The sequence below is a fragment of the Mesorhizobium sp. CA7 genome, from assembly GCF_020165015.1.
Classification (GTDB): Bacteria; Pseudomonadota; Alphaproteobacteria; order Rhizobiales; family Rhizobiaceae; genus Mesorhizobium.
This window is the reverse complement of the sequence record NZ_JAIUHH010000016.1, coordinates 15,080-39,383: the sequence shown is the minus strand read 5'-3', so window position 1 is coordinate 39,383 and position 24,304 is coordinate 15,080. Positions and strand designations below refer to the sequence as shown.

At 63.4% G+C, this 24,304-nt stretch carries 31 protein-coding genes; 21 read left to right on the top strand and 10 right to left on the bottom strand.

Translation table 11 applies throughout. The features are described 5' to 3' along the window. Positions 1–31 precede the first annotated feature (31 nt). The 3 genes from LB552_RS22955 (at position 32) to LB552_RS22945 (ending at position 3,000) form a co-directional block, all read left to right on the top strand. The gene (locus LB552_RS22955) at positions 32–421 is read left to right on the top strand and encodes a VOC family protein (protein WP_095767204.1); all 390 of its coding nucleotides are present in this window, start codon (positions 32–34) and stop codon (positions 419–421) included. A gap of 242 nt (positions 422–663) precedes the next feature. Then, complete coding sequence (locus LB552_RS22950) at positions 664–1,767, top strand: KamA family radical SAM protein (protein WP_224607363.1); 1,104 nt, start codon at positions 664–666, stop codon at positions 1,765–1,767. A 375-nt stretch (positions 1,768–2,142) separates the two neighbouring features. After that, entirely contained in the window at positions 2,143–3,000 is an 858-nt protein-coding gene (locus LB552_RS22945) for a BA14K family protein (protein WP_224607365.1), read from the top strand. Positions 3,001–3,101: 101 nt separating this feature from the next. Here LB552_RS22945 and LB552_RS22940 read toward each other — a convergent pair whose 3' ends face one another. Next, entirely contained in the window at positions 3,102–4,481 is a 1,380-nt protein-coding gene (locus tag LB552_RS22940) for an FAD-binding oxidoreductase (RefSeq protein WP_224607367.1), read from the bottom strand. Between the two features lie 199 nt (positions 4,482–4,680). Between LB552_RS22940 and LB552_RS22935 the strand changes: the two genes are divergently transcribed. From LB552_RS22935 to LB552_RS22900, 8 genes are all read left to right on the top strand, one after another. After that, positions 4,681–5,553 carry a ferritin-like domain-containing protein gene (locus LB552_RS22935; protein WP_224513233.1) on the top strand — a complete coding sequence of 291 codons (873 nt, stop codon included), beginning with the start codon at positions 4,681–4,683 and terminating at the stop codon, positions 5,551–5,553. A 91-nt stretch (positions 5,554–5,644) separates the two neighbouring features. Then, positions 5,645–7,216, top strand: coding sequence for an FAD-dependent oxidoreductase (locus LB552_RS22930; protein ID WP_224610461.1), 1,572 nt, complete (start codon positions 5,645–5,647; stop codon positions 7,214–7,216). An 805-nt stretch (positions 7,217–8,021) separates the two neighbouring features. Further along, positions 8,022–8,378, top strand: coding sequence for a hypothetical protein (locus tag LB552_RS22925; protein ID WP_224610459.1), 357 nt, complete (start codon positions 8,022–8,024; stop codon positions 8,376–8,378). Positions 8,379–8,444: 66 nt separating this feature from the next. Continuing rightward, positions 8,445–8,681: a hypothetical protein gene (locus LB552_RS22920; protein ID WP_224610457.1), complete on the top strand. Its 237-nt coding sequence runs from the start codon at positions 8,445–8,447 to the stop codon at positions 8,679–8,681. Beyond that, entirely contained in the window at positions 8,678–9,007 is a 330-nt protein-coding gene (locus LB552_RS22915; protein WP_224610455.1) for a hypothetical protein, read from the top strand. Before LB552_RS22920 ends, LB552_RS22915 begins: the two co-directional genes overlap by 4 nt. Next, positions 9,004–9,276 (top strand): DUF1488 domain-containing protein, encoded by a 273-nt coding sequence (locus LB552_RS22910; RefSeq protein ID WP_224610454.1) that lies wholly within the window; start codon positions 9,004–9,006, stop codon positions 9,274–9,276. The genes LB552_RS22915 and LB552_RS22910 overlap by 4 nt, the downstream gene beginning before the upstream one ends. A gap of 79 nt (positions 9,277–9,355) precedes the next feature. Continuing rightward, positions 9,356–9,538, top strand: coding sequence for a hypothetical protein (locus tag LB552_RS22905; protein ID WP_224524755.1), 183 nt, complete (start codon positions 9,356–9,358; stop codon positions 9,536–9,538). Positions 9,539–9,655: 117 nt separating this feature from the next. Then, complete coding sequence (locus tag LB552_RS22900) at positions 9,656–9,805, top strand: hypothetical protein (RefSeq protein WP_181181241.1); 150 nt, start codon at positions 9,656–9,658, stop codon at positions 9,803–9,805. Positions 9,806–10,008: 203 nt separating this feature from the next. Here the strand turns inward: LB552_RS22900 and LB552_RS22895 are convergent, their stop codons facing one another. Then, the gene (locus LB552_RS22895; protein ID WP_224610453.1) at positions 10,009–10,410 is read right to left on the bottom strand and encodes a DUF982 domain-containing protein; all 402 of its coding nucleotides are present in this window, start codon (positions 10,408–10,410) and stop codon (positions 10,009–10,011) included. Between the two features lie 188 nt (positions 10,411–10,598). Continuing rightward, positions 10,599–11,039: a hypothetical protein gene (locus LB552_RS22890; protein ID WP_224610452.1), complete on the bottom strand. Its 441-nt coding sequence runs from the start codon at positions 11,037–11,039 to the stop codon at positions 10,599–10,601. Between the two features lie 262 nt (positions 11,040–11,301). On the opposite strand from LB552_RS22890, the gene minC reads away from it, so the two are divergent. From minC to LB552_RS22860, 6 genes are all read left to right on the top strand, one after another. After that, complete coding sequence (gene minC, locus LB552_RS22885; protein WP_224610450.1) at positions 11,302–12,192, top strand: septum site-determining protein MinC; 891 nt, start codon at positions 11,302–11,304, stop codon at positions 12,190–12,192. 162 nt (positions 12,193–12,354) lie between these two features. After that, complete coding sequence (minD, locus tag LB552_RS22880; RefSeq protein WP_095770099.1) at positions 12,355–13,170, top strand: septum site-determining protein MinD; 816 nt, start codon at positions 12,355–12,357, stop codon at positions 13,168–13,170. Next, on the top strand, positions 13,167–13,439 hold the full coding sequence (gene minE, locus LB552_RS22875; protein WP_042638296.1) for a cell division topological specificity factor MinE: 273 nt from the start codon (positions 13,167–13,169) through the stop codon (positions 13,437–13,439). The genes minD and minE overlap by 4 nt, the downstream gene beginning before the upstream one ends. 340 nt (positions 13,440–13,779) lie before the next feature. Continuing rightward, entirely contained in the window at positions 13,780–14,661 is an 882-nt protein-coding gene (locus LB552_RS22870; protein ID WP_224610448.1) for an EamA family transporter, read from the top strand. Positions 14,662–15,048: 387 nt separating this feature from the next. After that, positions 15,049–15,561 carry a hypothetical protein gene (locus LB552_RS22865; protein ID WP_224610447.1) on the top strand — a complete coding sequence of 171 codons (513 nt, stop codon included), beginning with the start codon at positions 15,049–15,051 and terminating at the stop codon, positions 15,559–15,561. A gap of 370 nt (positions 15,562–15,931) precedes the next feature. Beyond that, the gene (locus LB552_RS22860; protein ID WP_224610446.1) at positions 15,932–16,465 is read left to right on the top strand and encodes a hypothetical protein; all 534 of its coding nucleotides are present in this window, start codon (positions 15,932–15,934) and stop codon (positions 16,463–16,465) included. Positions 16,466–16,542: 77 nt separating this feature from the next. On the opposite strand, the gene LB552_RS22855 is transcribed toward LB552_RS22860, so the two are convergent. The 6 genes from LB552_RS22855 to LB552_RS22830 form a co-directional block, all read right to left on the bottom strand. After that, a complete protein-coding gene (locus tag LB552_RS22855; RefSeq protein WP_095770095.1) occupies positions 16,543–17,187 on the bottom strand; it encodes a response regulator in 645 nt (214 codons plus the stop codon). Next, a complete protein-coding gene (locus LB552_RS22850; protein ID WP_224610445.1) occupies positions 17,184–18,581 on the bottom strand; it encodes a sensor histidine kinase in 1,398 nt (465 codons plus the stop codon). Before LB552_RS22850 ends, LB552_RS22855 begins: the two co-directional genes overlap by 4 nt. 541 nt (positions 18,582–19,122) lie before the next feature. Next, positions 19,123–19,419, bottom strand: coding sequence for a hypothetical protein (locus tag LB552_RS22845; RefSeq protein ID WP_224610444.1), 297 nt, complete (start codon positions 19,417–19,419; stop codon positions 19,123–19,125). A gap of 550 nt (positions 19,420–19,969) precedes the next feature. Further along, positions 19,970–20,161: a hypothetical protein gene (locus LB552_RS22840; RefSeq protein ID WP_224610443.1), complete on the bottom strand. Its 192-nt coding sequence runs from the start codon at positions 20,159–20,161 to the stop codon at positions 19,970–19,972. Between the two features lie 119 nt (positions 20,162–20,280). Continuing rightward, positions 20,281–20,661: a YkvA family protein gene (locus tag LB552_RS22835; RefSeq protein ID WP_224610441.1), complete on the bottom strand. Its 381-nt coding sequence runs from the start codon at positions 20,659–20,661 to the stop codon at positions 20,281–20,283. A 59-nt stretch (positions 20,662–20,720) separates the two neighbouring features. Beyond that, positions 20,721–20,903 (bottom strand): hypothetical protein, encoded by a 183-nt coding sequence (locus tag LB552_RS22830; RefSeq protein ID WP_036258067.1) that lies wholly within the window; start codon positions 20,901–20,903, stop codon positions 20,721–20,723. A gap of 248 nt (positions 20,904–21,151) precedes the next feature. Between LB552_RS22830 and LB552_RS22825 the strand changes: the two genes are divergently transcribed. Further along, the gene (locus tag LB552_RS22825; RefSeq protein ID WP_095770090.1) at positions 21,152–21,301 is read left to right on the top strand and encodes a hypothetical protein; all 150 of its coding nucleotides are present in this window, start codon (positions 21,152–21,154) and stop codon (positions 21,299–21,301) included. A gap of 48 nt (positions 21,302–21,349) precedes the next feature. On the opposite strand, the gene LB552_RS22820 is transcribed toward LB552_RS22825, so the two are convergent. Continuing rightward, positions 21,350–21,685 (bottom strand): hypothetical protein, encoded by a 336-nt coding sequence (locus LB552_RS22820; protein ID WP_224610439.1) that lies wholly within the window; start codon positions 21,683–21,685, stop codon positions 21,350–21,352. A gap of 317 nt (positions 21,686–22,002) precedes the next feature. Between LB552_RS22820 and LB552_RS22815 the strand changes: the two genes are divergently transcribed. The 3 genes from LB552_RS22815 to LB552_RS22805 all read left to right on the top strand — a co-directional run bounded on the left by LB552_RS22815 (position 22,003) and on the right by LB552_RS22805 (position 24,297). Next, positions 22,003–22,260, top strand: coding sequence for a metal-sensing transcriptional repressor (locus LB552_RS22815; protein WP_040973109.1), 258 nt, complete (start codon positions 22,003–22,005; stop codon positions 22,258–22,260). Positions 22,261–22,267: 7 nt separating this feature from the next. Beyond that, complete coding sequence (locus tag LB552_RS22810; protein ID WP_224610437.1) at positions 22,268–23,575, top strand: cation diffusion facilitator family transporter; 1,308 nt, start codon at positions 22,268–22,270, stop codon at positions 23,573–23,575. Positions 23,576–23,649: 74 nt separating this feature from the next. Then, complete coding sequence (locus LB552_RS22805; protein ID WP_224610435.1) at positions 23,650–24,297, top strand: dienelactone hydrolase family protein; 648 nt, start codon at positions 23,650–23,652, stop codon at positions 24,295–24,297. Positions 24,298–24,304: the final 7 nt, after the last annotated feature.

Here is a 24,304-nt window from a genome sequence, read left to right as displayed (position 1 = left end):
CGGAACGCGGCGCCAGACAAGGATTCCGCAAATGAATGCGCTGAAAAACATCAGGAATATCGACTACACCGTCCTCTTCGCCCGCGACATGAAGGAGATGCGGCGTTTCTACGAGGACGTGATGGGCTTTCGCGTCCACTCCAGCCTGGGCGAGAGCTGGATCGCCTACCAGGTCGGCTCGTGCCTGCTGGCGCTCACTGAGCGCGGCGTGATGTTCAACGACTTGCCGACCCCGGCGGGCGCGCTCTCCATGCAGCTCGCCTTCCGGGTGACGCCCAGCCAGGTTGACCAATGCGCCGAGACGTTGCGTGAGAAGGGCGTGGCGATCGAAAGTGGGCCGACCGACCGGCCCTGGGGTCACCGCACGCTTTTCTTTCGCGATCCCGACGGCAATGTGCTGGAGATCTACGCCGATATCTAGCCTTGCGGCAGTTGAATGCCTTGCGGCAAGCGGCTCGTCGACTTCTACGAGACAGTCACGGGCATCAAGCTCACGGTCTACACCGAGGATTTCGCCGAGCTGCTTGCTTCACGCCGGTGACGGCGGAGGCGATTGCGAAGCTCAAGCGGTGAGAGTTCCAAGTTCCCAACACGGCGTAAGGCGGTATGCGGTTGACCACATCGACCATCCGGCCGATAGGGACGGCGAACCAGAGAACCGCAATGACCACTAATCTCAAACTGCCGGCCGCGCCCGACGCCGCCTGGCAGGACGACATCCGCGCCGGCGTGCGCCAAGTCCGCGACCTTGCATCACTGCCACTCTCGCCCGCCGAGCGCGAAGCCGCGCAGCAAGCCGCCGCCGCGCACAAGGTGCGCGTGCCCAAACCCTATCTCGATCTGATCGACTGGAGCGACCCCAACGATCCGATCCGCGCCCAGGCGATCCCGTCGCCGGGCGAGCTCGTCGCCACCGAAGGCGAGCTCGACGACCCGATCGGCGATCATGCCTTCAGCCCGGTGCCGCGCCTGACGCACCGCCACGCCGACCGCGTGCTTTTGTTCCCGACCTATCAATGCGCGGTCTATTGCCGCTTCTGCTTCCGCAAGGAATCGCTGACCTCGATCGGCCGCGGCTACACAAGCGAAGCGCTGGAGCCGGCATTGGCCTACATCGCCGGGCACCCGGAAATCCGCGAGGCGATCCTGACCGGTGGCGATCCGCTGTCGCTGCCGGACAAGGCGCTGGCCGAGATCCGCGCCCGGCTGGAGGCGATCCCGCATCTCAGGCTTCTGCGCATCCACACCCGCGTGCCCGTGGCGCTGCCGTCGCGCATAACCTCCGGCTTGGTCGAGGCGCTGCAGGGCCGGCTGATGGTGACGGTTGTCACGCACTTCAACCATCCGCGCGAGCTCACCGCCGAAGCCGAGGCGGCCTGCCGCACGATGCGCCAGGCAGGTTTCGTGCTGCTCAACCAAAGCGTTCTCCTCAAAGGCGTCAACGACAAGGTCGAGGTGCTGGAGGAGCTCTGCCGCGAGCTGATGTACCGTCTCGGCGTAAAACCCTATTACCTGCACCACGGCGACCTCGCGCGCGGCATGGCGCATCGCCGCACGACGATTGCCCACGGCCAGGCGCTGGTCGCGGAACTGCGCCGGCGCTTATCCGGAATCTGCAATCCGACCTATGTCATCGATCTGCCGGATGGCGGCGGCAAGGTGCCGCTGGCGGCGAGCCATATCGAGGGGCGGGACGGCGAAACGTGGCGCATTCGCGGCCAGGACGGGAAGGCGAGGAGCTACAGCGAGGTGGTGGCGGACTGCTGAGTGCCCGCATGCCGCTCGGGCGCGGCCCGGCCGCCTCGTTGGGGCATTCTGCCGGGCCTGACCGGCCGCCGCCGGCTGCGAGTCCGAGGCGTGGGACTGCCATGTGAACGACCTGCTTTTATTCCTCTGTTTGCACGATGCGGCGTCGTAGCAAAGGCGCGACACTGTCATCGATCCGTTTGGATCATCGTAAAGTCCCTTAGCTGCCTAGTCCCCAGCTGGGTTCACCTAGCGATCCTCTCGAAGCCCCGCGTGCTCCTCCCCGGAGCACGCGGGGCCTTCGTTTGTTACCGCCGGGTCGCAACATCGCCCTCTTGCTGTGGGAACCGGATTCCGCGCCTCGCATTCTATCAGCGGGGACTAAAGGAGTTCGGCATGAAGGCTTTGTTGGGAATTGTCGGCGGCTTCGTGCTGACCCTTGCCGTGTTCGCCAGCGGGCTCGCCTTCGCCACCTGGCTGCTCGCCGCCAAGCCAGTGCGCCAGGCGACCCCGGCGATCGGCGTTTCCGAGCTCTGGACCAAGGACGCTCAGCCGGTCGATCCGCAAAAGCAGAATCTTCAGCGCATTCCCGCCCAGCAGGCTGCCGTCGCGCCCGCCCCAGGGGGCGAGCCGGCCAAGACCGACAGCGCAGTGCAGACGGCGACGCTCGCGGCGCCGACCGCACCCGCGCAGCCGCAGCAGTTGCAGCCCACGACCGCTCAGCCGAACCAGCCCGCGGCCGAGCCTGACGCGACCCAGCCTTCCCAGCCGGCTCCGGCCGATCGGCAGGCCGAGCAGCAATTGCCCGTGGCCCATCTGCAATGGTGCTCGGCCCGCTATCGCAGCTACCGTCCGGCGGAAAACAGCTACCGCGCCTACAGCGGCGAGCTGCGCCCTTGCATCTCACCCTATTACGACCCGATGGGCGACCGCACCGCCTCGACCGGCTCAAACGATCGGCAAGGCCAGGGTGGTCAAGCGGTAGCGGATGATCGGCAACCCGCCGCGGCCGATGATCAGACGAGCGACGACCAGGCCGAGATGGAAGGTTACGCCCCGTCGGGCGACGGCTACGTCACCACCTATGGCGGCCCGCCGGAAGAGATCTCGCCCGAGGCCGGGGCCGTGCGGGCACAGGGCCGGCAGATCTCGGCCGCCCATATCGACGATTGCTTCAGCCGCTACCGCTCCTACGATCCGCAGGACAACACCTACCAGCCCTTCGACGGCGGCCCGCGCCGCCAGTGCGAGTAGTGTTTCTGGCCCGCGACAGCGAAGAGGTGATCGCGAAGCGACCGGAGAGGGGCTGCGACACAGGCAGGTTCGCTCTAGCCTCTCGCGCGCCCCCGCCAAACTCAGCCCACGACCTTCCCCGGATTCATCACATTGCCCGGATCGATCAACTCTTTGATCGCCTTCGCCAAATCCCGCTTAACCGGATCAGCATGCCGCTCATAGGCCTCGCGTTTCTCCAGCCCCACCCCATGCTCAGCTGAGAACGAACCGCCGGCCTCGCGCAGCCCCTCATAGAGCACGTCCTCGATCGCCTCATGCCGCTCATATGGAACCGGCCCTTCGCAATTGAGGGAGATGTGCAGATTGCCGTCGGCGAGATGGCCGTAGACATAGGGCGCATATGAGGCGTCGAGCTTCTTCAGCCCCGCCTCGATGCGCGCCACATAGGCGTCCAGCGCGCCGGCCGGCACGGAGACGTCGAACGAGGGCGCCATAGGGTGCGCGCGCTCGATCTCAACAGTCTCCTCGCGCAGCCGCCACATCGCTGCGGCTTGGCCCTCGGAGCTCGCGACCAGCCCGTCGACGATGCCGACCTCTTCCCAGATGGCCGCCAGCCCGCCCTCGAGCGCGCTTCTCGCCGCCTCGATCGAGTCGGCGCCTAGGCCCAGCACCAGCAGACAGGGCGCATCGAGCGGCAGGCTGCCCGAGGCATAGTTCAGCGACCGCTGCATGAGGGACGCAAAATTACGCCACAGGATCTCGGCGGCGGTGAGCCTCGCGCTGGTCGAGGTCAAAAAATGCCGCACGATGTGCTGGGCGCTGGCCGCATTCGGCACGCCGACAAGCGCGGTGGCACTCGCCCCGGCCACCGGATCGAGCCGCAGCGCCACGCGGGTGACGATGCCGAGCGTGCCTTCCGCGCCGATGAAGAGATGCTTCAGATCGTAGCCTGCGCTGGTTTTCAGCACCCGGGTGAGATCGCAAAACAACCGCCCGTCCGGCAGCACGGCCTCCAAGCCAAGCACGCGGTGGCGCATTGTGCCGTTGCGAAAGGCCATGATGCCGCCGGCGTTGGTGGAAACCATGCCGCCGATCGTGGCGCTGCCGCGCGCGGCAAGGTCGATGCCCGGGTCGAGCCCATGCTGGGCTGCCGCCTCCTGCAGCGCGCCCAGCGTCACGCCCGCCTGCACGATCGCCACGCGCGTGAACGGATCGATGTCCTCTATTCTGTTAAGCCCGCCAAGGTCGCAGATCACCTGCCCTTGGGAAGTGGCTGCTCCGCCCGCCAGCCCGGTGCGCCCGCCCTGCGCGACAAGACTGATGCCACGCTCCGAACAGAATTTCACCAGCGCCGCGACCTCTTCGACATCGCGCGGACGCACCAGAGCCGAGGCGCCGAAATTGCGGGTGTCGAAGCCAGGATCGCGCGAGGCGAGCTCGGCGGCGTCCCAGATGGTGGCGTTGGGGAGGGCGGCGCGGAGAGAGGGGAGGAGGGCCATGAAATGGATCCGGCGTCGGACGTGAAGCTCGTCCTATAGAGGAACCGCAGCCCGGGAGTCACGCCGGCACGCCCATCGAATCGCCCGGGTCCACAACCATACCGGCTCGGTTCAGGAACATTCCGCGTTTGGCGGAGTTGACAGGACGGCCCGCTCGTTTGAGGCCACACCGGTTCATGGCGGGCTTCGGGAGGAAGCTATGATCCATGCCACCCCTTCACTTCATGTTTCTCGCCGCGGCGCATTGCAAATTGGTCTTGGAGCGACGCTCGCTTCAGCGACCGGCGTCGCCCCCGTTTCGCCTGCTTTCGCACAAGATGACATAAAGGACGAAGACATTTTCCGGTTCGCGCTGAACCTGGAATATATGGAGGCCGAATACTACCTCCGGGGCACCACAGGAAAAGGCATCGACGATTCAGATGCCGGTTCCAAGCCCGGCGACGTCGTCGGCGGCAAGAAGGTTCCCTTCGAAACACCCGCACTGGCTGAATTTTTGCGGGAAGTCGCGGAAAATGAACTTGCCCATGTCAGGTTCTACCGCAAGACCCTGGCGTCGAATGCGGTGGACCGGCCGGCGATCGATTTTGATGCCGGCTTTGCCGCGGTCGCCAAGGCGGCCGGGCTCGGTGCCGACTTCGACCCCTTCGGCAACCAGATGAACTTCGTGCTTGGCGGCATGCTGTTCGAGGATGTCGGCGTCACCGCCTACGCCGGTGCGGCAACCGTCCTGAAGAACAAGGAATTCCTGGCAGCCGCGGCTGGAATTCTCGCGGTCGAGGCCTACCACATGGGGATGGCGCGGTCGTCGCTCTATCGCATGGGCGAGAAGGCCTGGAAGGCGGCGAATGCGATTTCCGACGCACGCGACAAGATCGACGGGCCCGATGACAAGGACCAGGGCATTCGCGTCGACGGCAAGGCCAACTTCGTTCCTTCAACGCCCGATGCGATTGCCTTCACAAGGACGCCGCAGGAGGTGCTGCGCATTGTTTATCTGACCGACCAATCGGGTGTCAGCAAGGGCGGCTTTTACCCGAACGGGATGAACGGAACGCTCAAGAGCACCTAGCCGCGAGGATGGAGCCGGTCACGATGACCTACAACCCGCGCTGCGCAGCATTGGTCGCTGGCCATCCGATATCGTCTCGACGGGGCGCGCGATGAACGTCAGCAGCGAAGCGACCAGATCGTTTTGGATGCTCGACGCCAGCTTGCCCGGCGCTCCCCGCCTCGAGCAAGACGAGCATTGCGACGTGGCCGTCGTTGGAGCCGGCATCGCCGGGATTTCGATTGCCTATGAACTGGCGCTGGCAGGGCGCAAGGTGGTGCTCGTGGATCGCGGCCCGTTGCTCGGAGGCATGACATCGCGCACGACCGCCCATCTGGCGCCGATCTGCGACGATGGCTTGAGCGCGCTGATCGACATGCGCGGCGAGGCTCTGGCGCGCGGATTTCAGGAGAGCCAGCAAGCCGCCGTCAACCGCATCGAGCGGCACGTTGCCAGCCTGGAGATCGACTGCGATTTCCGGCGGCTGGACGGCTTCCTTTTCCCGGCCGCATGGATGGACGAGAAGCAGGCCGCCAGAGAATGCAATAAGGAGTATGCGGCTGCGGCAAAGATCGGTGCCGAGGCTGAACATGGCAAAGGCGTGCCGCTCAAGGGTCATGAATCGGCGCCCGTCCTGCGCTATCCCGGACAGGCCACCTTCCACCCGCTGAAATATTTGCGCGCCCTGCTGGCTGATTTCGAGAAGCGAGGCGGCAAGGCATTCGCCGACAGTGCCGTGGTCGAGATCGAGGAGGGGGAGCAGGTTCGCCTGAAATGCGACGGCGGCCACACCGTCACGGCTTCGAACGCGGTGTTTGCCACCAATTCCCCGATCAACACATGGGTCAAGATCCATAGCAAGATGGCGCCTTACCGCACCTATGCCATGGCTTTCGAGATCGCCAGGGGAACCCTCCCGGATGCCCTCTACTGGGACATGGACGATCCTTATTATTACGTCCGCCTCAATCCCGGCCCCGGCAAGACGGACTGTCTCATCGCCGGCGGCCGCGATCACAAATCGGGCGAAGCGGATGACGGCGAGGCGCGCTTTGCCGCGCTTGAAGCATGGATCAGGGCATTGGTGCCCGATCTTGGCGGAGAAAGAGCGCGGTGGTCCGGTCAGGTTCTCGAAACGATCGATTATTGCGGCTTCATCGGCCGAAGCCCCGGCAACGGCAACGTCTTCATGGCCACCGGCGACTCCGGCCAGGGCATGACGCATGGTGCATTGGCCGGACTGCTGATACGCGATCTGATCGTGGACGGATCGAACCCATGGGAAGCCGTCTATGCTCCCGACCGGAAGCCGCCCGCCGCGCTCGCGCACTACGTCAATGAGAACCTTACAACAGTGAAGAACCTCGCCGGCTACTTGCTGCCCGGCGAGGTCAAGTCGGCCGGCGACCTCAAGCCTGGCGAAGGCGGCATCCTGCAGGACGGCTTGAGCAAGTTCGCCGTGTGCCGCGACCGCGACGGCAAGCTGCACCGGCATTCGGCCAGTTGTACGCATCTCGGCTGCATCGTGCACTGGAATTCGACCGAGCAATGCTGGGATTGCCCCTGCCACGGCTCGCAGTTCGCGCCGGACGGTACGGTGCTCAACGGCCCGGCCATCCGCGGCTTGGCCCGGTCGGAGGGTCGCGGGTCTCGCGCGGAGCCCAAGGTGGCGTCCGGGGAGTGACCTGTTTTAACGCAAACGCCTCGGAGGAAGCGGTGGCCGGACGACGATATAGGCGCTATGTGCCCGGATTTTCGGTGGCCTTTTTCTGGGCCAAGCCTGTCGTCGTGTAGACGGCTTTGGTTGTGGCGGATGGGACCGAAAAAATAATCCCAGGGAAGCTCAAAAATGTTTGGCGAAATAATCCGAAGATTTCAGGAATTTGGTAAGCGCCTGCAAATCGATTTGCCGCTTTTCAGGCCCGGACCCGAGATTTCTATTTACCCGGGAAAAAAATAATAGACGCGTAAGTCTTGCTTTGAGCGCAATTGAGGCGCATACAAAAAGTGTTGATTTGGTTGAGTTTGGCTTTCGCCCCGTCGGAGCCGCGCCAATCCTTTTCCGAATTTTCGATAGCGAAGCGTTGCGCCGGTCCGGCGCGGCAGCTTGCTCGTTTGAACCCTGGAACGACGCAGGGCGCTGACCACGGATGTACTGGCAGCACCGCAAATCGTTCCAGCGGTTCGACTGAAATAACGCGGAAGCCCATCCTAGCAAGTTTTCATGGGAAAGCCGCAACCGTGGCCATTCGCATCGCGTCCACCGTCGTCTGCTTCGGCTCTCCTTGGTGCTGCCGCGCTTCGGGCGCGCCGCGACCGCAGAGTATCTACCGATCTCGACGAGGAGGCCCGGAAGGGTCTTTCCCGCGACGCAAAGCGGCCTCTTTCATTCACCTGCCGGCGATCCTCCGCACAATGGGGTTCGCACGGTAAAAGCATCGATCAACCGGCCTCTCTCGAGGCGGCGCTGAAGACGACCGGAGACAACCATGACAAGCCTTATGCAGCGCAACACACGGCCGATACGGCACGGCGCCCCGCCGCGCTTGTTCGACATCGGACAGGCGGTCCGTCTGAAGGGAGATTTCCGGACATTGACCTCGGAGGTCTACCACGTCACCGGCACGCTGCCGCCAAAAGAAAACTCGCCGCAATACCGCATCCGCAGCGACACCGAACCGCATGAGCGCGTGGTGACCGAGGACAGGCTGGAATCGGCCGGAACCCCGGCCTCGGATCCCGGCCTGATGCTGATCGAAAGGACGTTCGGACATGGCCAAGGGACGGCAACGCTCCAATCGCGAAATGAGGACGCCGAAGCAGGGAAGAATTCCGATCAGGCCTAAGCGCCCGTTCAATCAAGGCGCCGGCCTCGGCGCGAAGGGCTCGATGTCGTCGCGCGGCGAGTCTCGATGAAGGTCGTGATCGAATTCTATCGCACGCGCGTCAGCGATGACGCACATGCCGTCATCGGCCGCGAGACGGTGCTGGCAACCGATCTCGACGATGCAATCGAGATCGCGCGGCTTTTGGCGAGGACGCTGAACATGCCGCAGTGGCCGGATGCGGTCACGATCTCCGAAGCTGACGGCGCGGCGCTTTATTCGGAGATTATCGCCGCGCAGGAAGGCGAGGAAAGACAGGTATGAACAGGTCCATTGCCAACGGCGAGACCGAGGCGGGCCACAAGGCCGTATCCGGCTGTTCCCCAAACAACAGAGGCTTGTCGGGTCACGCCTTCAGGGATCATCAATACGGCCGCCGCGTCGAAGCGGATCATTCCTGGACCGTCTGCCATGTCTTCACCGGAATTCCGGCGCATGTCGACGGCGCTCCGATGGTCGGGCTGGCGCGTGCGCATGCGACGACGAGCATGCTGAATCTCAACCGTCGCAACGTCGAGGCTCGAAAGGAATGGAATAGAACCCGGCAGGCAGCAGCTGAACAGCCTGAAACACGGGTGGGCAACCCATGACGCTCGCCTTTCCAAATCCCAGCCGGAGTTTCGATCAAACGCGCCGCGCCGTCTGCTTCATTGGCCATGATGGTATGTTCCAGGTCCGCTTCTTCGTCGAGGTCGAGGTCCTTGGGACATTTGGCGATGCTGGGGGCAAGGAAACGGCCGAGATGGCATATCTTTCGGCATTGGACGCCTTGCGCAGTTCCATCCAGGATGCCGCCAGCAAAGCATATGCGCGCGAGCGCCGAAACTCCTACACGCTCACGGCTTCCGGCTTCCGATAGGCAGGAAGCCGATCTCGCAGGGAAAACCCGCAGCCGCGAATAGCCTTAGCCCTGGCTGCTACAAGAAAGGATAATGCCGATGCGTTCCATGAAAACCCCCGAGGCGCCGCCCGCCGCGATCAAGCCGATCGTCAGTCCCTCAAGCATCATGTCCGCGCGGCTGACGGTCAGGAAGGACGAGGCAGCAAGGCGCAAGCTCGCCGACACTGACGGCACCTTGCGGCGGGCACGTCAGATCGCAGAACGCAATCGCCTGATTTGACATGATGGCCGCCTGACAAGTGCCTCTTGCTTGGGCCTTATGTCTCGCGAACTGTCTTCCCGCTCCTGGGCATGTCCAAATCCCAAGGCGCAAATTGCCTAAACCGGAAAAAACACCATGGCGATGAAACCCAACTACCGATACGAGCGCAGCAAACGCGATCAGGCGAAGGCGGCAAAGAAAGAGGCGAAGCTCGCGGCCAAGGTGGCGAAAGAGAAAGTGGTGGATCCGGAAGACGAGCGGGAGGGGAGCACTGACAACCGATAATGTCGCGTTAGGCAGGCCGGCCTTGGAACCGCAATGACACAACGAGAGTCCGATCACTTCGAAATCGATGTGGAGTGCCCGCGGTGCCATCACCAGGCGAAAACGCGTGTGGGCTGGATACGCGCTCACACCCAGATGGAGTGTGAAAATTGCGGCGAGATCATCGACATCGAAAGTAAGAATTTCAGACCGCGCGAGCAGCCTTAAGGCGTCACGAGAATGGCCGCCTCGCGGGCGGCTGCTATGAACGCCTTGCGCGCGAATGAAGCCGGTCGGCGCCCGCTGTTTGCATCCGTGCAGGCCTGAATGGCTGCGCGGTGCTTGTCGCTTCGCTTGCCGCGCCATCTTCGAAGCAGGAAGTCCAGGCAGGCGGCGGCATCGCCGATTGCCTCCCGTCCGCCGGCCGGATCAACGATGATTGTCACCGACTGGTCGAATTTTTCATTTGCCATCACTGCGCTTAGGCCGCGGCGCGCAACATGGCAAGCACTGTTTGTTGTGGGCGAACGGGTGGGCGAACGCAAAGATAGGCTTGAGTGATACGACACGAGGCAGTCGGCGGGAAACCAGCCGCAAGCAAAGGCCCCACTCGCATGCAAGACCAAGGAGAGGCTCCTGGACAGCCCGACCTACTCAGCAAGAGATCAAGCCGGACTGTCCTCGCCGCACCAGCGAGATCGTATCGTGCGCCTTTGTTTACTGTCTGGCCAGCAAAACCGCAGCAAATGAGAGCCGTTGAGCTGCCGACCGCGACTTGTGCAGAGGTCCGATCGCCGATCAGCAATTCGCTTCTCTATCTGCTGCTCGCCCAGATCGAGCAGCCGACTTTCTGTCCCGTCGCCGGGTCCCGCGCGGTCTTCGCGAACACCCGCCTCAGACCCGCCCTGTTGGATGCGACCTCCTTGCTTGCGAGGTAGGTCGGGTCGCCGACTTCCCAGTGGTAGCGCGTGTTGGCAGACGCCTGCTTCCAGGTGAATTTCGAGCGGTAGGCCACCTGGCCTGGCGCGGTGTTGTCGAACCGGCAGTCGATGGTCGCCGGCATCATTCCCTTGGCGCTCATCGCGCTGACGACCTTGTCCGCGTCGGCGGTCGTCAGCCATTGGTCTGTGCTGCTCGTTTGGTATGCGTCTATTCCGCTCGGCTGGTGCGTCATGCATCCTGCAAGCACCATCAGGGCTGCCATTGCGGCACCTGTCTTGCCTGCTCGCTTGCTGTCTAGCCGGTCAATGCCCATGCCCGTCTCCTCCCTGAAGAGAGTGGAAAGTTCCGGGCAAGAAGATGGTCCGCGCGCGTCGCTTCGTATATTAGCCGCTTCACACGCCCGACTGGTCCGCGCATGGCGCTGCCAGCATTCGCGACGCCCACGCGGAGCCTGTGACCGCCCCGCCACAAAACTTAGCCGCGCCATATCCTTAACGGTCGACACCCGCGAAATTAACCTTTTGTTAACCATTAGCCCGGCACCCTTTAACCATTGAGTAAGGATTCGCCCGGACGTGACCTTCGCCGCCCCTTTGCACAACAAATCGATCCGCTTTCGCGCCCGTTCCTTCGTCGCTTTCACGCTGACGCCGGAAGCGCCGATCGCCGACTGGCTGGAGGGGTTGGATCGCTGGATCGCCAATTCGCCCGGCTATTTCAACGGCCGCCCGGTGGTGCTGGATTTGAACACCTTGCAACCGGGGCCGGAGGAGATCGCAGCACTTGTCGGCGTGCTCGGCTCGCGCGGCATCCGCGTCTATGCCATCGAGCTCGAAGGCGCCGAGCTCGGGTCTGAATTGCCGCCGCTCTTGGCCGGCGCCAAGGAGGCGACCGCCGAGGGCCTGCTTGGCAGGGCCGCGCGCAAGGCGCGGGCGGAAGAGCTGGAAATGGCCGTCGCCGGGGAGCAGGCCGAGGTGACCCGGGAAACTATCCAGGCGGCGGCGCCTGCCGAGGTTCTGCAGGCGACCGGCGATGAGCCTGTGGATCCCGAACTGGCAAGGCTGGAAGCGGTCAGGATCGAGTCGGCCCAGACCGAACCGGAAAAGCCAGGGCAGGGCGCCGTGCCGGCGCCTGCCGCCGGCACGCTGATGATCAAGGCGCCGATCCGCTCCGGGCAGTCGGTCTTCCACCCGCATGGCGACGTGATCGTGCTGGGCTCGGTCGCGTCCGGCTCGGAAATCGTCGCCGGCGGCTCGATCCATGTCTATGGCACCTTGCGCGGCCGGGCGATCGCCGGCTCGGAAGGCAATATTTCGGCGCGCATTTTCTGCCGCAAGAACGAGGCCGAGCTGCTCGCCGTCGACGGCTGGTACACCACGGCCGAGGAGATGGAAGGGGTGTCGCGCGGCAAGGCCGTGCAGGCCTTCCTCGACAATGATGCGTTGTGCGTGGTGCCGCTCGGCTGAGTTCTTGGCCGCAAGCTTCGGACCGGTTTCGCGTGCGAAGGTTATCAGTGCATGTCGCCCCCAGTTGCAGCGGTCTTGGGAGAACGATGTGCACCAAAAGCGAAAGATCCCGCCGTGCCTGGCACGGCCAGAGAATAAAAACCGCCAATGGAGGCTGGATATATGGGCAAGGTAGTCGTGGTCACATCGGGCAAGGGGGGTGTCGGCAAGACAACCTCGACGGCCGCGCTCGGCGCCGCCGTGGCCAGGACAGGCAAGAAGGTGGCGCTGGTCGATTTCGACGTCGGCCTGAGAAACCTCGACCTCATCATGGGCGCCGAGCGCCGCGTGGTGTTCGACCTCGTCAACGTTATCCAGGGCACGGCGAAGCTTTCGCAGGCGCTGATCCGCGACAAGCGGCTGGAGACTCTCTACCTGCTGCCCGCCTCGCAGACGCGCGACAAGGACGCGCTGACCGAAGAGGGCGTGGCGGAAGTCATCGCCCGGCTGCGATCGGTGTTCGACTATGTCTTCTGCGACAGCCCGGCCGGCATCGAGCGCGGCGCCCAGCTCGCCATGCGCTTCGCCGACGAGGCGGTCATCGTCACCAATCCGGAAGTCTCGTCGGTGCGCGACTCCGACCGCATCATCGGCCTGCTCGACGCCCGCACCATGAAGGCCGAGCAAGGCGAGCTGGTGCAAAAACACGTGCTGGTCACGCGCTATGACGCGGCGCGCGCCGCGCGCGGCGAGATGCTGTCGATCGACGACGTGCTGGAGATCCTCTCGACGCCGCTGCTCGGCATCATCCCGGAAAGCCAGGATGTGCTGCGGGCCTCCAATCTCGGCTCGCCCGTCACGCTCTCGGAACCGCTCAATGGTGCCGCAAAGGCTTACCTCGAAGCGGCAAGACGCCTGGAAGGCGAGGACCTGCCGGTGGTCGTCCCCTTCGAACGCAAGGGCTTCCTCGACCGGCTTCTCGGAAGGAGGGCCGCATGAGCATCCTCGATCTCTTCAAGCGGCGCACCAGCGCGCCGGTGGCGCGCGAGCGGCTGCAGCTGCTGCTCGCCTATGAGCGCCAGAGCCGCGGCCAGCCGGATCTCGTCTCCATCCTGCGCGAGGAGATCATGGCGGTCATCGCCAAGCATGTGCAGATCGACCAGGACTACCTCCAGGTCTCGATGGACCGCGGCGCGACCATGTCGACGCTGGAGATCGACATCCAGATCCCCAACAAGAGTGCCGCGCCGCTCGCCATGGCGGGGTGAAGCATTTCGGGAAGGCGCGGGGCGTGCATCTGGCAACGCCTCGTTCCCGCACACCCCCCTCTGTCCTGCCGGACATCTCCCCCGCAAGGCGGGAGATTGGCGGTTTTATCGCTGCGCTTCTCCTGCAACGTTGGTGATTGGCGAAAGCGATAGCGACATCTGATCTCCCCCCTTGCGGGGGAGATGCCCGGCAGGGCAGAGGGGGGTGCTGTCCCGCCAGCCTCTCGGACGTTCCACCTAATTAATCCTTGTCCCACCATCCGCCCCGCACTGCCTCACGACAGCGCGGTGCCCGCGCCCTATCTCCGTTCCCGAACCAGGGATGGAGCCAGGATTGACCTTGACGCAGACCGCGAAGCCGGAAACCCATGTCGGCGCAATGCCGGTTCTGGGGCTGCTCGGCGCCATCCTGTCGGTTCAGGTCGGCGCCGCCTTTGCCAAGGGGCTGTTCCCGGTGCTGGGCTCGGAAGGCACGACCATGCTGAGGCTCGCCATCGGCGCGCTGATGCTGGCGGCGGTGCTGAGGCCCTGGAAGGTGCTGCCCTCGCGGAAAACCCTGCCCTGGCTCGCCGCCTACGGCATCACGGTCTGTGCCATGAACATGCTGTTCTACGCAGCGCTCCAGCGCATTCCGCTCGGCATCTGCGTGGCGCTCGAATTCACCGGGCCGCTGTTCGTCGCTATGCTCGGCTCCCGGCGCCTGCTCGACCTCGTCTGGGTGGCGCTGGCGATAACCGGCATCGTGCTGCTCTCGCCCTTTGCCGATGCCAGAAGCGGGCTCGATCCGCTGGGGGTGGTGCTGGCGCTCGCAGCGGGCGCCTGCTGGGGGCTCTACATCATCTTCGCGCAGAAGGCCGGCGCCGAGCTCGGCGTGCGCACCTCCGCCTATGGCATGGCGATCGCCGCTGTGCTGGCGCTGCCTTTCGGCTTCAGCGCCGCTCAACCCTATCTCGCCGACCCGCACATCATGGCGGGCGCGGCCGTGGTCGGCCTGTTCTCCAGCGCGCTGCCCTTCTATCTGGAAATGCTGGTGCTGGCGCGCATGCCGGCCAAGGTCTACGGCATGCTGGTTTGCCTGGAGCCGGCGGGCGGCGCGCTGACCGGCTTCCTGTTTCTGCATGAGAAGCTCAACCTTTTGCAATGCGCGGGCGTCGCCGCCGTCATTGCCGCCGCCTTCGGCACGGCGGTCGCGGCGCGGCGGCCGGTGCCTTTGCCGGCCTGAATCCATCTTTCGGACCGGGGCAATCCCGGACAATGCGCGAAACGGCAGGCTCGGCGCCTCGCTGCGGTAATCCATCCTGAGCTGCCTCGAAACAAGGACGTGCGATGGTTTGCCGTTTCCGTGAAACGGTGAACCGCTTCGGCACCCGCAGCTCGTTAAGGGATTGGTTGGCTTTGGAAAAACACCCCCGTGGCGGCAACATCCGACCGCATCCGGTGGTTGAAATAAGACCTAAGTCCTATAACAAAATTGCAATAGGTCCGAGTGGACAAGACATGGGTCGTGGGCCACTTCCTTATGCACTGCTGATTGGGGATGCTTATGCCGCGATATTGCCGGTGGGGTAGTTCGGCCGACGGGCTGAAGGGCTGGCATGAGGAGAACCGAATGCGCGCATCGCGCGGGGGCTGCAGGCTAGTCTTGCCAGCGCTGGCTGCGTTGGCGCTTGTCGTCGCGCCTGTCAGTCTCTCCGTCGATGGTCTCGTCGTGACCAAGGCCTATGCCGACAAAGGCGGCGGTGGTCATGGTGGCAGCGGTGGTGGAAACGGAAGCGGCGGCGGCAACAGCGGGAACGGTGGCGGAAATAGCGGCGGCAATAGTGGAAACGGCAATAGCGGCGGCAACAACGGAAACAGCAATAGCGGCAGCAACAACGGCAAGAGCAATAACGGCGCGAGCAGCAGCGCCGGCGCGGCAGGTACCGCGGATGTCGATAGTCATGTGAACGCCGTTACCGGCGACAAGGTCGAGGCCACCAGCAACAGCATCCAGGTCACGCACCGCAATGGAATGAAGGAGACGATCGAGAACGGTCGGTTCAGGATGGAAGACAAGTACGGACGCACCATCGTCGACCGCAGGGCCACCATGGCCGATCTCAATCGCCTGAAGAATTTGTGAGACAGAGTTTGTGGGAGTGAGGTTTTATCCGGATTAGATCTTAAGGGACCGAAGGTCAGCGCTGCAAAATCAGGTTGCCACCTTTTGCTTCGTCTCTGCGGTCCTGATCGTCTTGCGATGGAACTTGGCTACTCACCTTGCCCCCGCCTTCGTGCGGGGGTAATTTTTTGCCCCGGGAAAGCCTGTCCGTTGCGACATTGGTCAGCTATGGCGCCCGAAATGGTCCGACGGGTGGGGGCAAGGGTCGTGGGCCGCTTTCGTCGCCCCGCCGGAATGTGAATTCTCGCCGGATCAACACACCGGTTCCGCCTCGTCTGTGCCGTGAGCGAGCTTCAGCCATGCGGAAGTGGGACCGGAACGAAGAGAAGATATGCGAAACCGCCCCTTCAGCAGGCTCGCCTGGCTCGCGCTGCGTGTGTTTAGCGCGCTGGCGCTGATCTTTGCGCCCTGGCACATCACCTTTGACGGCGCGCCGAGGATTGCCGCAGCCACCGCCGCCGGTAACGGCAATGGCGGCAACGGGGGGAACGGCGGTGGTGGAGGCGGCGGCAGCGGTAATTCGGGATCGGCCGGCGGTTCGAATTCCGGCAATAGTGGCGACAACGGCAACAGCAATGGCCAGGGCGACAACGGCAATAGCAATGCCGGCGCGAGCAACCCCAATGCCGGGCCGGGCAACAACAGCGGCAAGGGCAACACCAATCCCGGCGGCAAGAATAGCTACACCAATGCCGCGACCGGCGACACGCTTTCGATCGACGGCGATAAGGTCACCGTCATTCATCGCAACGGTATGAAGGAGCAGGTCCAGAACGGCCGTTTCGAGATGACGGATGCGCAAGGCCGCACCATCATCGAACGGCAGGCGACGGAGGAGGACCTGTCGCGCCTGCTGAACTTGTGAGCGTTGAGAATTGAAGAACTGGGGAATTGAAGAACTGAAGAACTGAAGAGTCCTCTCTTGTCCAATTCCCCAGTGCCTTAGTGCCTTTCCCTCGCCTCATGCATCAGCAGCGCAGCCTCGGTGCGGTTGCGCACGTTGAGCTTGGCGAGCACCCTGGTCATGTGATGCTTGACCGTCTTCTCCTGCAGCGACAGCCGGGCGGCTACCTCCTTGTTGCTCAGCCCTTCGGCGACCAGTTTCAGGATCTCGGCCTCGCGGCCGGTGAGCTGACTGAGCGGATCGGGCTTGCTGCCGGTGGGCTGCAAAAGGTCGGAGAGCAGCCTGGCCGAAAGGCTCGGCGATACGTAGCTCTGGCCGTTGGCGACATCGCGCAGAATCTCGGCCAGCGCCTTGGAGCCGACGCCTTTCAGTACATAGCCGCGCGCGCCGGCCTTCAGCGCCTGGGCGACATCGGCATTGGTCTCCGATACTGTGAGCATGACGATCTTCTGTTCGGGCATCGCTGAAAGGATACTGGCGAGCGCGTTGAGACCGCCGCCTGGCATGCTGATGTCGAGCAGGAGAATATCGGGCGTGCTGGCGCGCGCCAGCCTTTCGGCGTCCTCGGCGCTGGCGCCTTCGCCGACAAGCTCGAAGCCGCCGATTTCGCCGAGGCTGCGCGCCACGCCCTCGCGAAACAGGGGGTGGTCGTCCACTATTGCGATGCGGATGGATGTGCTCACGGTTGCTCCTCGACAGACAAGGCAATCACCAGTCTTGTTCCTTCCGGGCCGGACAGCGTCTCGAACTGCCCGCCTATGCTTTCGATGCGTTCCCTGAGGCCCGCAAGCCCAAGGCCCTCGCTTCGGGCCGGGTCGAAGCCGGGACCGGAATCCAATACCTCGACCAAAAGCTTGCCGCCCTTCGTCGTGGCTCTGACCTGCTGGCCCTTGCCCTTGCCATGCCGGAAGGCGTTGTTCAGGCCTTCCTGCACGAAGCGATAGACGCTTATCTTTTCCGAGGTGCCGAGTTCCGGCAAGCGCTCAGGCAGGGTTAGCAACACTTTGGTGCTGGTGCGGCGCTCATGCTCGGCTACCGCCAGCCGCAAAATGTCGGCGATGGCCTGCGCCTCGATCTGCGGCAGCACCAGCCCGTTGCAGATGCCGCGTATCTCGCGCATCGCTTCGCCGAGTGTCTTGTGTATGCCGGCGATCTCGGCTTCGCGCAGCGTGCTCGACGTGGCCGGGTCGACCAGCGCCGGGCTGTCCATCCTCAGCGCGGCAAGCGCCACCAGTTGCGCCGGTCCGTCATGCAGGTCGGCGCCGATGCGCCTCAGATACCGCTCGTTGATCGCTGTGGCGCGGCGCGAGGCGCGTTGAACGCGCTGGCGCAGCGACGAGTTCTGCGCCAGGGCCGTCTGCAATTCGGAAACCTTGGCCTCGAGCGCAGCCTGCTGCGTGACGATGGTGCGGCTGCCGCGGAAAACGATGCCGGAGAGCAGGGCAAGCGCCGCGGCGGTGGCGGCCGCCACCACCAGCCATGTCCACAGCAGAGCTGAGTGAAGCGATTCCTCGAAGTCGCCGGATAATTCGTAGAATTCGCTGACAGCCACGACCTCGCCGGACCACGGCTCGCGCACCGGGTTGTAGATTTCGAGCAGCGGAACGCCCATCGACCGCTCCTTGTCGTCTTCCTCGTCCTCGAGCCTGTTGTATTTGACCATGACGTTGCCGGCGAAAGCGGCGATGAGGTTGGCGTTGGGCCTGATCTGCTTGCCGATCAGACTGGCATCCTTGGAGTAGAGGATCGTTCCGTCGCGCCGCCACAGCTTGAACGAGACCAGCCTTTTCCCGAGCGCGCCCTGGCCCAGCGTCTCGTCCAGCGCGCGCTTGACGGTGTCGTCGAGTTCCTGGCTCTTGCGCATATCGGGCAACAAGGGTGCGATCACGCTGTCGACATAGAGCGCGGTGGTGGCGGCGGAATTGTGCAGGACCCCGTCACGGATCTGCGATGTCACCCACAGCCCGACCACGAGCATCACCGCCAGAAGGCCGATACCGCCCGCGATCACGAACTGCCAGGCCAGCGAGAGCCCGCTCCAGATTCGTGCAGGTCGTGTTAAATACCTCCCAAACATCGGCACCATTCACCCACCCGTCCGCGACAGTATAGGTGAGGGGAGGCAATTGCGACACCGACCTTGGTCCGTGCCCGTGGGGAAGGTTAATGGCAGAGCAGGTTTGGGCGCACGCCGGCGGGCGGGTTTTGATTCGCAAGCAAGAAGGCTGCTTGCTCTCCCGGGCGGCAAAGCCAGCGCCATTCCTGTTGACGGAGAAGACGCGGGCCGGCTGCAACCTGAAATTACAGATTCTTTTGCAATGCCGACACAACCACCAATCAAGCCCCGGCTCCAGACCAACGGCATATGCCCCGCGGGATATAGCGCCACACCGCTGATGCCTTGGCCTGGCGCGGTCTCTTCATCGATCGTTGTGGATTTAGACACATAGCGGCGACCTCTCGCGGGCGGCCCGGCTTGCAACCCGTCCATATCGGCGGGCGGGCCGCTCTTTCCCGACACGAACCGCACGGACGTCGCGGCAAAAATTTGCCCCCAAAAGAAGTCAGGATCAAGCTGTTGATGGGTGGAACAACCGCCGCATATACAATGGCCTTCATCACGCTGTTGGCAACGCAGTATGCACGTCGGCAAAAAAAAGCAAAAAAGAAACCAGCGGTTGTCGATTTTTGAGCTCGAGGCGCTGCGGGAAGCTTTCAGGCAGTCCGTTCGGGAGAATGACGTCGCGGAAGCGGAATGGGCGCAACAGGCCGAGCTTTTCGTCAAAAGAGCGCTTCAAGAAGACGGCCGTCTTACACGAGTTTGAGCGCTCGGGCGCCTGAAGCAATTCCAGGAAGGTCTGCGCGGTTTTCAGCCTTGGAATTGCGGCGCCGCGGCTTCCAACCGGTCGGACCATTGCGCCGGCGCGTAGGACCTCAGCAACAATTGCGGGCGCAGCGGGAAACCGACACTCTATCCCTGCGCCGGCTCCCCCCAAGGAAACCCAAAGGTCGGCGCTTCAGCCCGGCTTGCCAGTCAAAGAGCCGTACTCTTTTACCGCCAAGGCAAGCCGGGCTACCCCAACCGCCGGTCCGGCACTTTCCGCTCGTTTGTCGCAACGGTAGCAGCGTTGCGCGGTGCCGCCAGCCTGGCCCCACGGGTCAATGCAATGCGCAGAGGGTCATCCGCTTTCGCGGAACGAAAAGCGGAGTCGGCGCGTTTTCCGCCGCGATGTCGAGGACTCCTCACATCACAAGGCCGAAAGGCCTTTTCAGGCTTCCGAGGCGGAGCGCCTGGCGCGTGCGCAAAAGAATGCCAGGCTGAAGGATCTTCGCACCCACGCTTCATGGCTCGTGCTCGATCCGCAGGCTCACTTCCAGGAGGTGATCGACTGTTCGGCATTGCTCGGCGACTTGCCGATCCGAAAGGTCGCCCGCGACGATTAGGAATTCCGTGCCTTTCAGGCTTCAGGCGGGCTGTTGCCGGACGGCGTCCTGTCGGGATATCTCGATCAGTCGCGCGATCGCCAATGGCGCCATCAGCGCAAAGAACGCCGTGACATCGAAGAGGATCGACCGCGCCAGATCGAACCCGCTGTGGTCGTAGCAAACTGCGAATTGCATCACGCCTGACCCTTTTTGACCCTGCACACTGCGCATGTGGTTTCGCGCGCGCCAAAAGCATGACCCTGATTTACAATAAATACAAGATGTCGCTAATCTAAAGATGGTCGTGACAGGCCGATGCAATCGAGGCCGTCTGGTCGGGCCCGAAGCATTCAGGCCGGCTTTGGCCAGAACAGCCAAGTGAGCGCCAGCGCCGCCAGCACCCAGAGCGCGATCATGAAGGCGAGCCCGGCCTTGCTCACCGGCTTCTCGCGTCGCACCGCCTCTTCGCGGAATTCCTGCATCAGATCGGCCGGGACCAGCTTGACCGCGAGCATGATGCCGACAGGCACGATCACCAAGTCGTCCAAGTAACCGATGATGGGGATGAAGTCCGGGATAAGGTCGACGGGGCTCAGCGCATAGGCCGCGACCGCACCCGCTGTGGCTTTTGCATACCAGGGGACACGCGGATCGCGGGCCGCAATCCACAGCGCCACCACATCGCGCTTGATCCCTCGCGCCCATTGGTTTGCCGAGTCGAAAGCCGACATGCGCCTATTCTATAGCTGTGCGGGTCTTGAGGCTATTCAGCGATGGCCGGCTCGGCCCCTCAGGCGCAATCCTTGAGTTCGACAACCTCGACGCCGAGGCGGAAGGCCTGGCCATCGGCATAGGAGCGCGCATATTGCTCGGCTTCGAATGGAAAGATGAGCGTTGTGCCGTAGGCGGTGACGCGCACCGTCCATTTCTGGCCCCTGACGAGTTCAACGCCGTGAAGCTTCGCCGTAACCATCTCACCCTCCTCAGATCCGGCACTTCAGCGACATCGGCATAACGTCGCGAAAGTCATTTGAATACAAATAATCCGACTCAATCGTGTCGTTACGGTGTCGCTTCCGACATTGGGTCGTTTGCGTCCGTGAAATGGTTCACCGACAGCAGCGCTTTTTTTGCCGGCGGGCCGTGACTGGGCGGCAAGGCCCTGCTCGGAACCGCGAGGGCCCCAGGCGGATTAGAGTCCTGGTTCACAAGGAGACCGCCATGATCCGCAAGCTGAAATCCGGTGAATACCGGCTCTATTCGCGCAAAGTCGATCCCAGAACCGGCAAGCGCCGCAACCTGGGCACCTTCAAGTCCCGCGAAGCGGCAGAAAAGCACGAACGCGAGGTGCAGTATTTCAAGCGTCACTAAGGCAGTCCACCGCTTCACGGCGAGGAGGATCGCGCCTCTGCTACCGGTTTACCCGTGTGGTGTCGGCGGGGTGCGCGGGCGAGGGTGGCCGGGCACGTTCGAGCCGATATGGTCGAGGTCGCAACGCCTCGTCACCATTTCGACCGAGTTGGTGTCGACCGTCACGCGTCCCAGCACCTGCACGGTCGTGCGTCCGAGATCCTCGTCGACATGCACGACGTCGCCTTCGAGTCTGAGCTTGTCGCCTGGCTTGGCATTGGGCTCGGCCATCGAATAATTATGACCATCGCCGTCGAGCTTCAGCATCACGCGGTCCTTGATGCGCTCGATCACGGTGGCGATGACAGCCACCCGGTCGCCTATCTCCACTGCGGGCCGTGTCATTGCGGCCTCCTTTCGCGCGGTCTCTGGCCGCCAGAGCCGCCTGGCCCCACGGTAGGTGGCGGCAGCCGCTAAAATAAACGGCAAACCAAGCATTTGGTTGCCGCGGGGCTGCTGCTCGCCGCAGCCGGTTGATCACATGAAATCGGGATTTCGCGGCAGAGACTGCCCCGCGGGCCAAGGACCTGCTGCGTCGGCGAGCATCTGCCAGCGGTCACGCTCGGCTGGGCGGCGAATCCAGCCCTGCCATGGGCTAGCCTCGAGAGTTCGAGGCGGATTGTCTGTTGGCAATATCCTACCCCGGGGGATAGGATATTGCCATGACGATACACAGCTCCCATCCCGATATCATCGCCCGGCTCAAGCGAGCGCATGGCCATCTCGCCGCCGTGCTCACCATGTTCGAGCAGGGTCGGTCCTGTCTTGACCTCGCGCAACAGCTCCACGCCGTCGAAAGCGCGGTCGGCAATGCCAAGCGCGAGCTGATCCACGACCATATGGAGCATTGCCTTGTCGAAGGCGGCGAACCGACCAGGGACACGCTCAAAGAGCTGAAGCAGCTCACCAAATATCTGTGAGGCGGCGATGTGGGAAAAAGCGCTCGACTGGTTCGGCTTCGGTGCGCACGGACATCATGGCGGCCACGGCCATGACCATACTCATGGCGTGATCGACGCGACCATCGCCACCACAGACCGCGGCATCTGGGCGATCAAGTGGTCGTTCGTGATTCTCGCGGTCACGGCCGCGCTGCAGATCGTCGTCGTGATGCTCTCGGGCAGCGTGGCCCTGCTTGCCGACACCATCCACAACGTCGCCGACTCGACCACCGCCATCCCGCTTTGGATCGCTTTTGTGCTCGTGCGCCGCAAACCGACAAAGGCCTTCACCTACGGCCTCGGCCGGGTCGAAGATCTCGCTGGCATCATCATCGTGCTCATCATCCTGGCCAGCGCGCTGGTGGCCGGATACGAGGCGATTAATCGCCTGTTCAACCCGCAGCCGGTGCATTTCCTTGGCTGGTTGGCCGTCGCCGGCATCATCGGTTTCCTCGGCAATGAAGCGGTGGCGGTTTTTCGCATCCGCGTCGGTCGCCAGATCAACAGCGCGGCGCTGGTTGCCGACGGCTATCACGCCCGCACCGACGGCCTCACCAGTCTTGCCGTCGTTGCCGGCGCGGCCGGCGTCTGGCTCGGTCTTCCGCTCGCCGATCCAATCATCGGCCTGCTCATCACCGTCGCCATCTTCGGTATCGTCTGGCAATCGGCGCGCTCGGTGCTGACCCGCATGCTGGACGGCGTCGAGCCCGGCCTCGTTGACCAGATTCACCATGCTGCCGACCATGTCGCCGGGATCGAGAAGGTGGCCGACGTCAAGGCCCGTTGGCTCGGCCACAAGCTGCATGTCGATGTTACGATCGCCGTCAATGACGGCCTGCTGCTTGCCGCCGCGAACAACATCGCCGCATCGCTCAAGGCCGAGCTCTTCGCGCACATCCCGGCACTCGACGTCGCCACGGTGCACTTTGCCGAGCCAGAGACGGAAGCCGGCCACCATCATGCGCCGGATCCATTCCTGGTCTCGGGCAAGCTAGCCAGCGGGCTGCTCGAAATCGTCGACACGCCGCAGGGCGAGCGCATGCGGTTGCGCCTGTCGCGTCACGCCGAGGGCCTGCGGGCGAACATCGCCATTGAAAGGGCGGACGGTGCGGTCGAAAGCCTGCCCCTGTCTCCGGTCGGCGGCGACCATCATTATTTGCAGAGCCTGGTCGCGCCGACCGAACCGCATGAATTCAGCGCCAGGCTGCAACTGGCGGCCGGTCCCGACACCGAGGATTTGCCCTTCGCCATGGCCGAACCGAAAGGTCACCATCACGAGCGCGCGCATGGATGATACGGTGACGGCGAAGGCTTCGGAAAGGGCATGGCTGGTGATGGGGATTCTATAAGCCGGATAAAAGACGATCATTGCCCGAACTCAACGCGATCGGCCAGGCGACGCCGGAGGGAAAGCGGATGGCTACTATTGTACTCTTTCACTCGGCGCTGGGCCTTCGGGCGGTGGAGCATCAAGCTGCTGAGCGCATGCGAAGCGCGGGGTACGATGTTGTGATGCCGGACCTCTACGCAGGGCTGACTGCGGCATCGGTCGACGACGGGCTTGCCTTGATGAGCAATGTTGGGTGGGAAACCATCTGCGACCGCGCCAGGGTGGCGCTCCTCCAGACTTCTCCAGACGCGGTGCTCGCTGGCCATTCCATGGGAGCTGGCGTGATCAGTGCCGTTTGGTCAGAAAGAATCGCTGCCGCCGGCATTGTGCTGCTGCATGGCCTTGCTGATATTCCCAGCAATGTTCGCCGACACATCCCGGTCGCGGTCCACGTCGCCGACCCAGATGCATTTGCTCAGCCAGAACAAGTTGCCGACTGGTCGGCGTCGGCGAAGCGCTGCCAGGTCAGGGCAGAAATTTTCACCTATCCGGGGATCGGCCATTTCTACACCGATCAAGCGTTGCCGGATTACGATGCGTCCGCAGCCGAGCTGACATGGTTGCGCGTTCAGGCTTTCCTGAAAACGATCGCACGCAAGACTGGGAGCGGTTCGGTGATTCCGTGAAACGCTG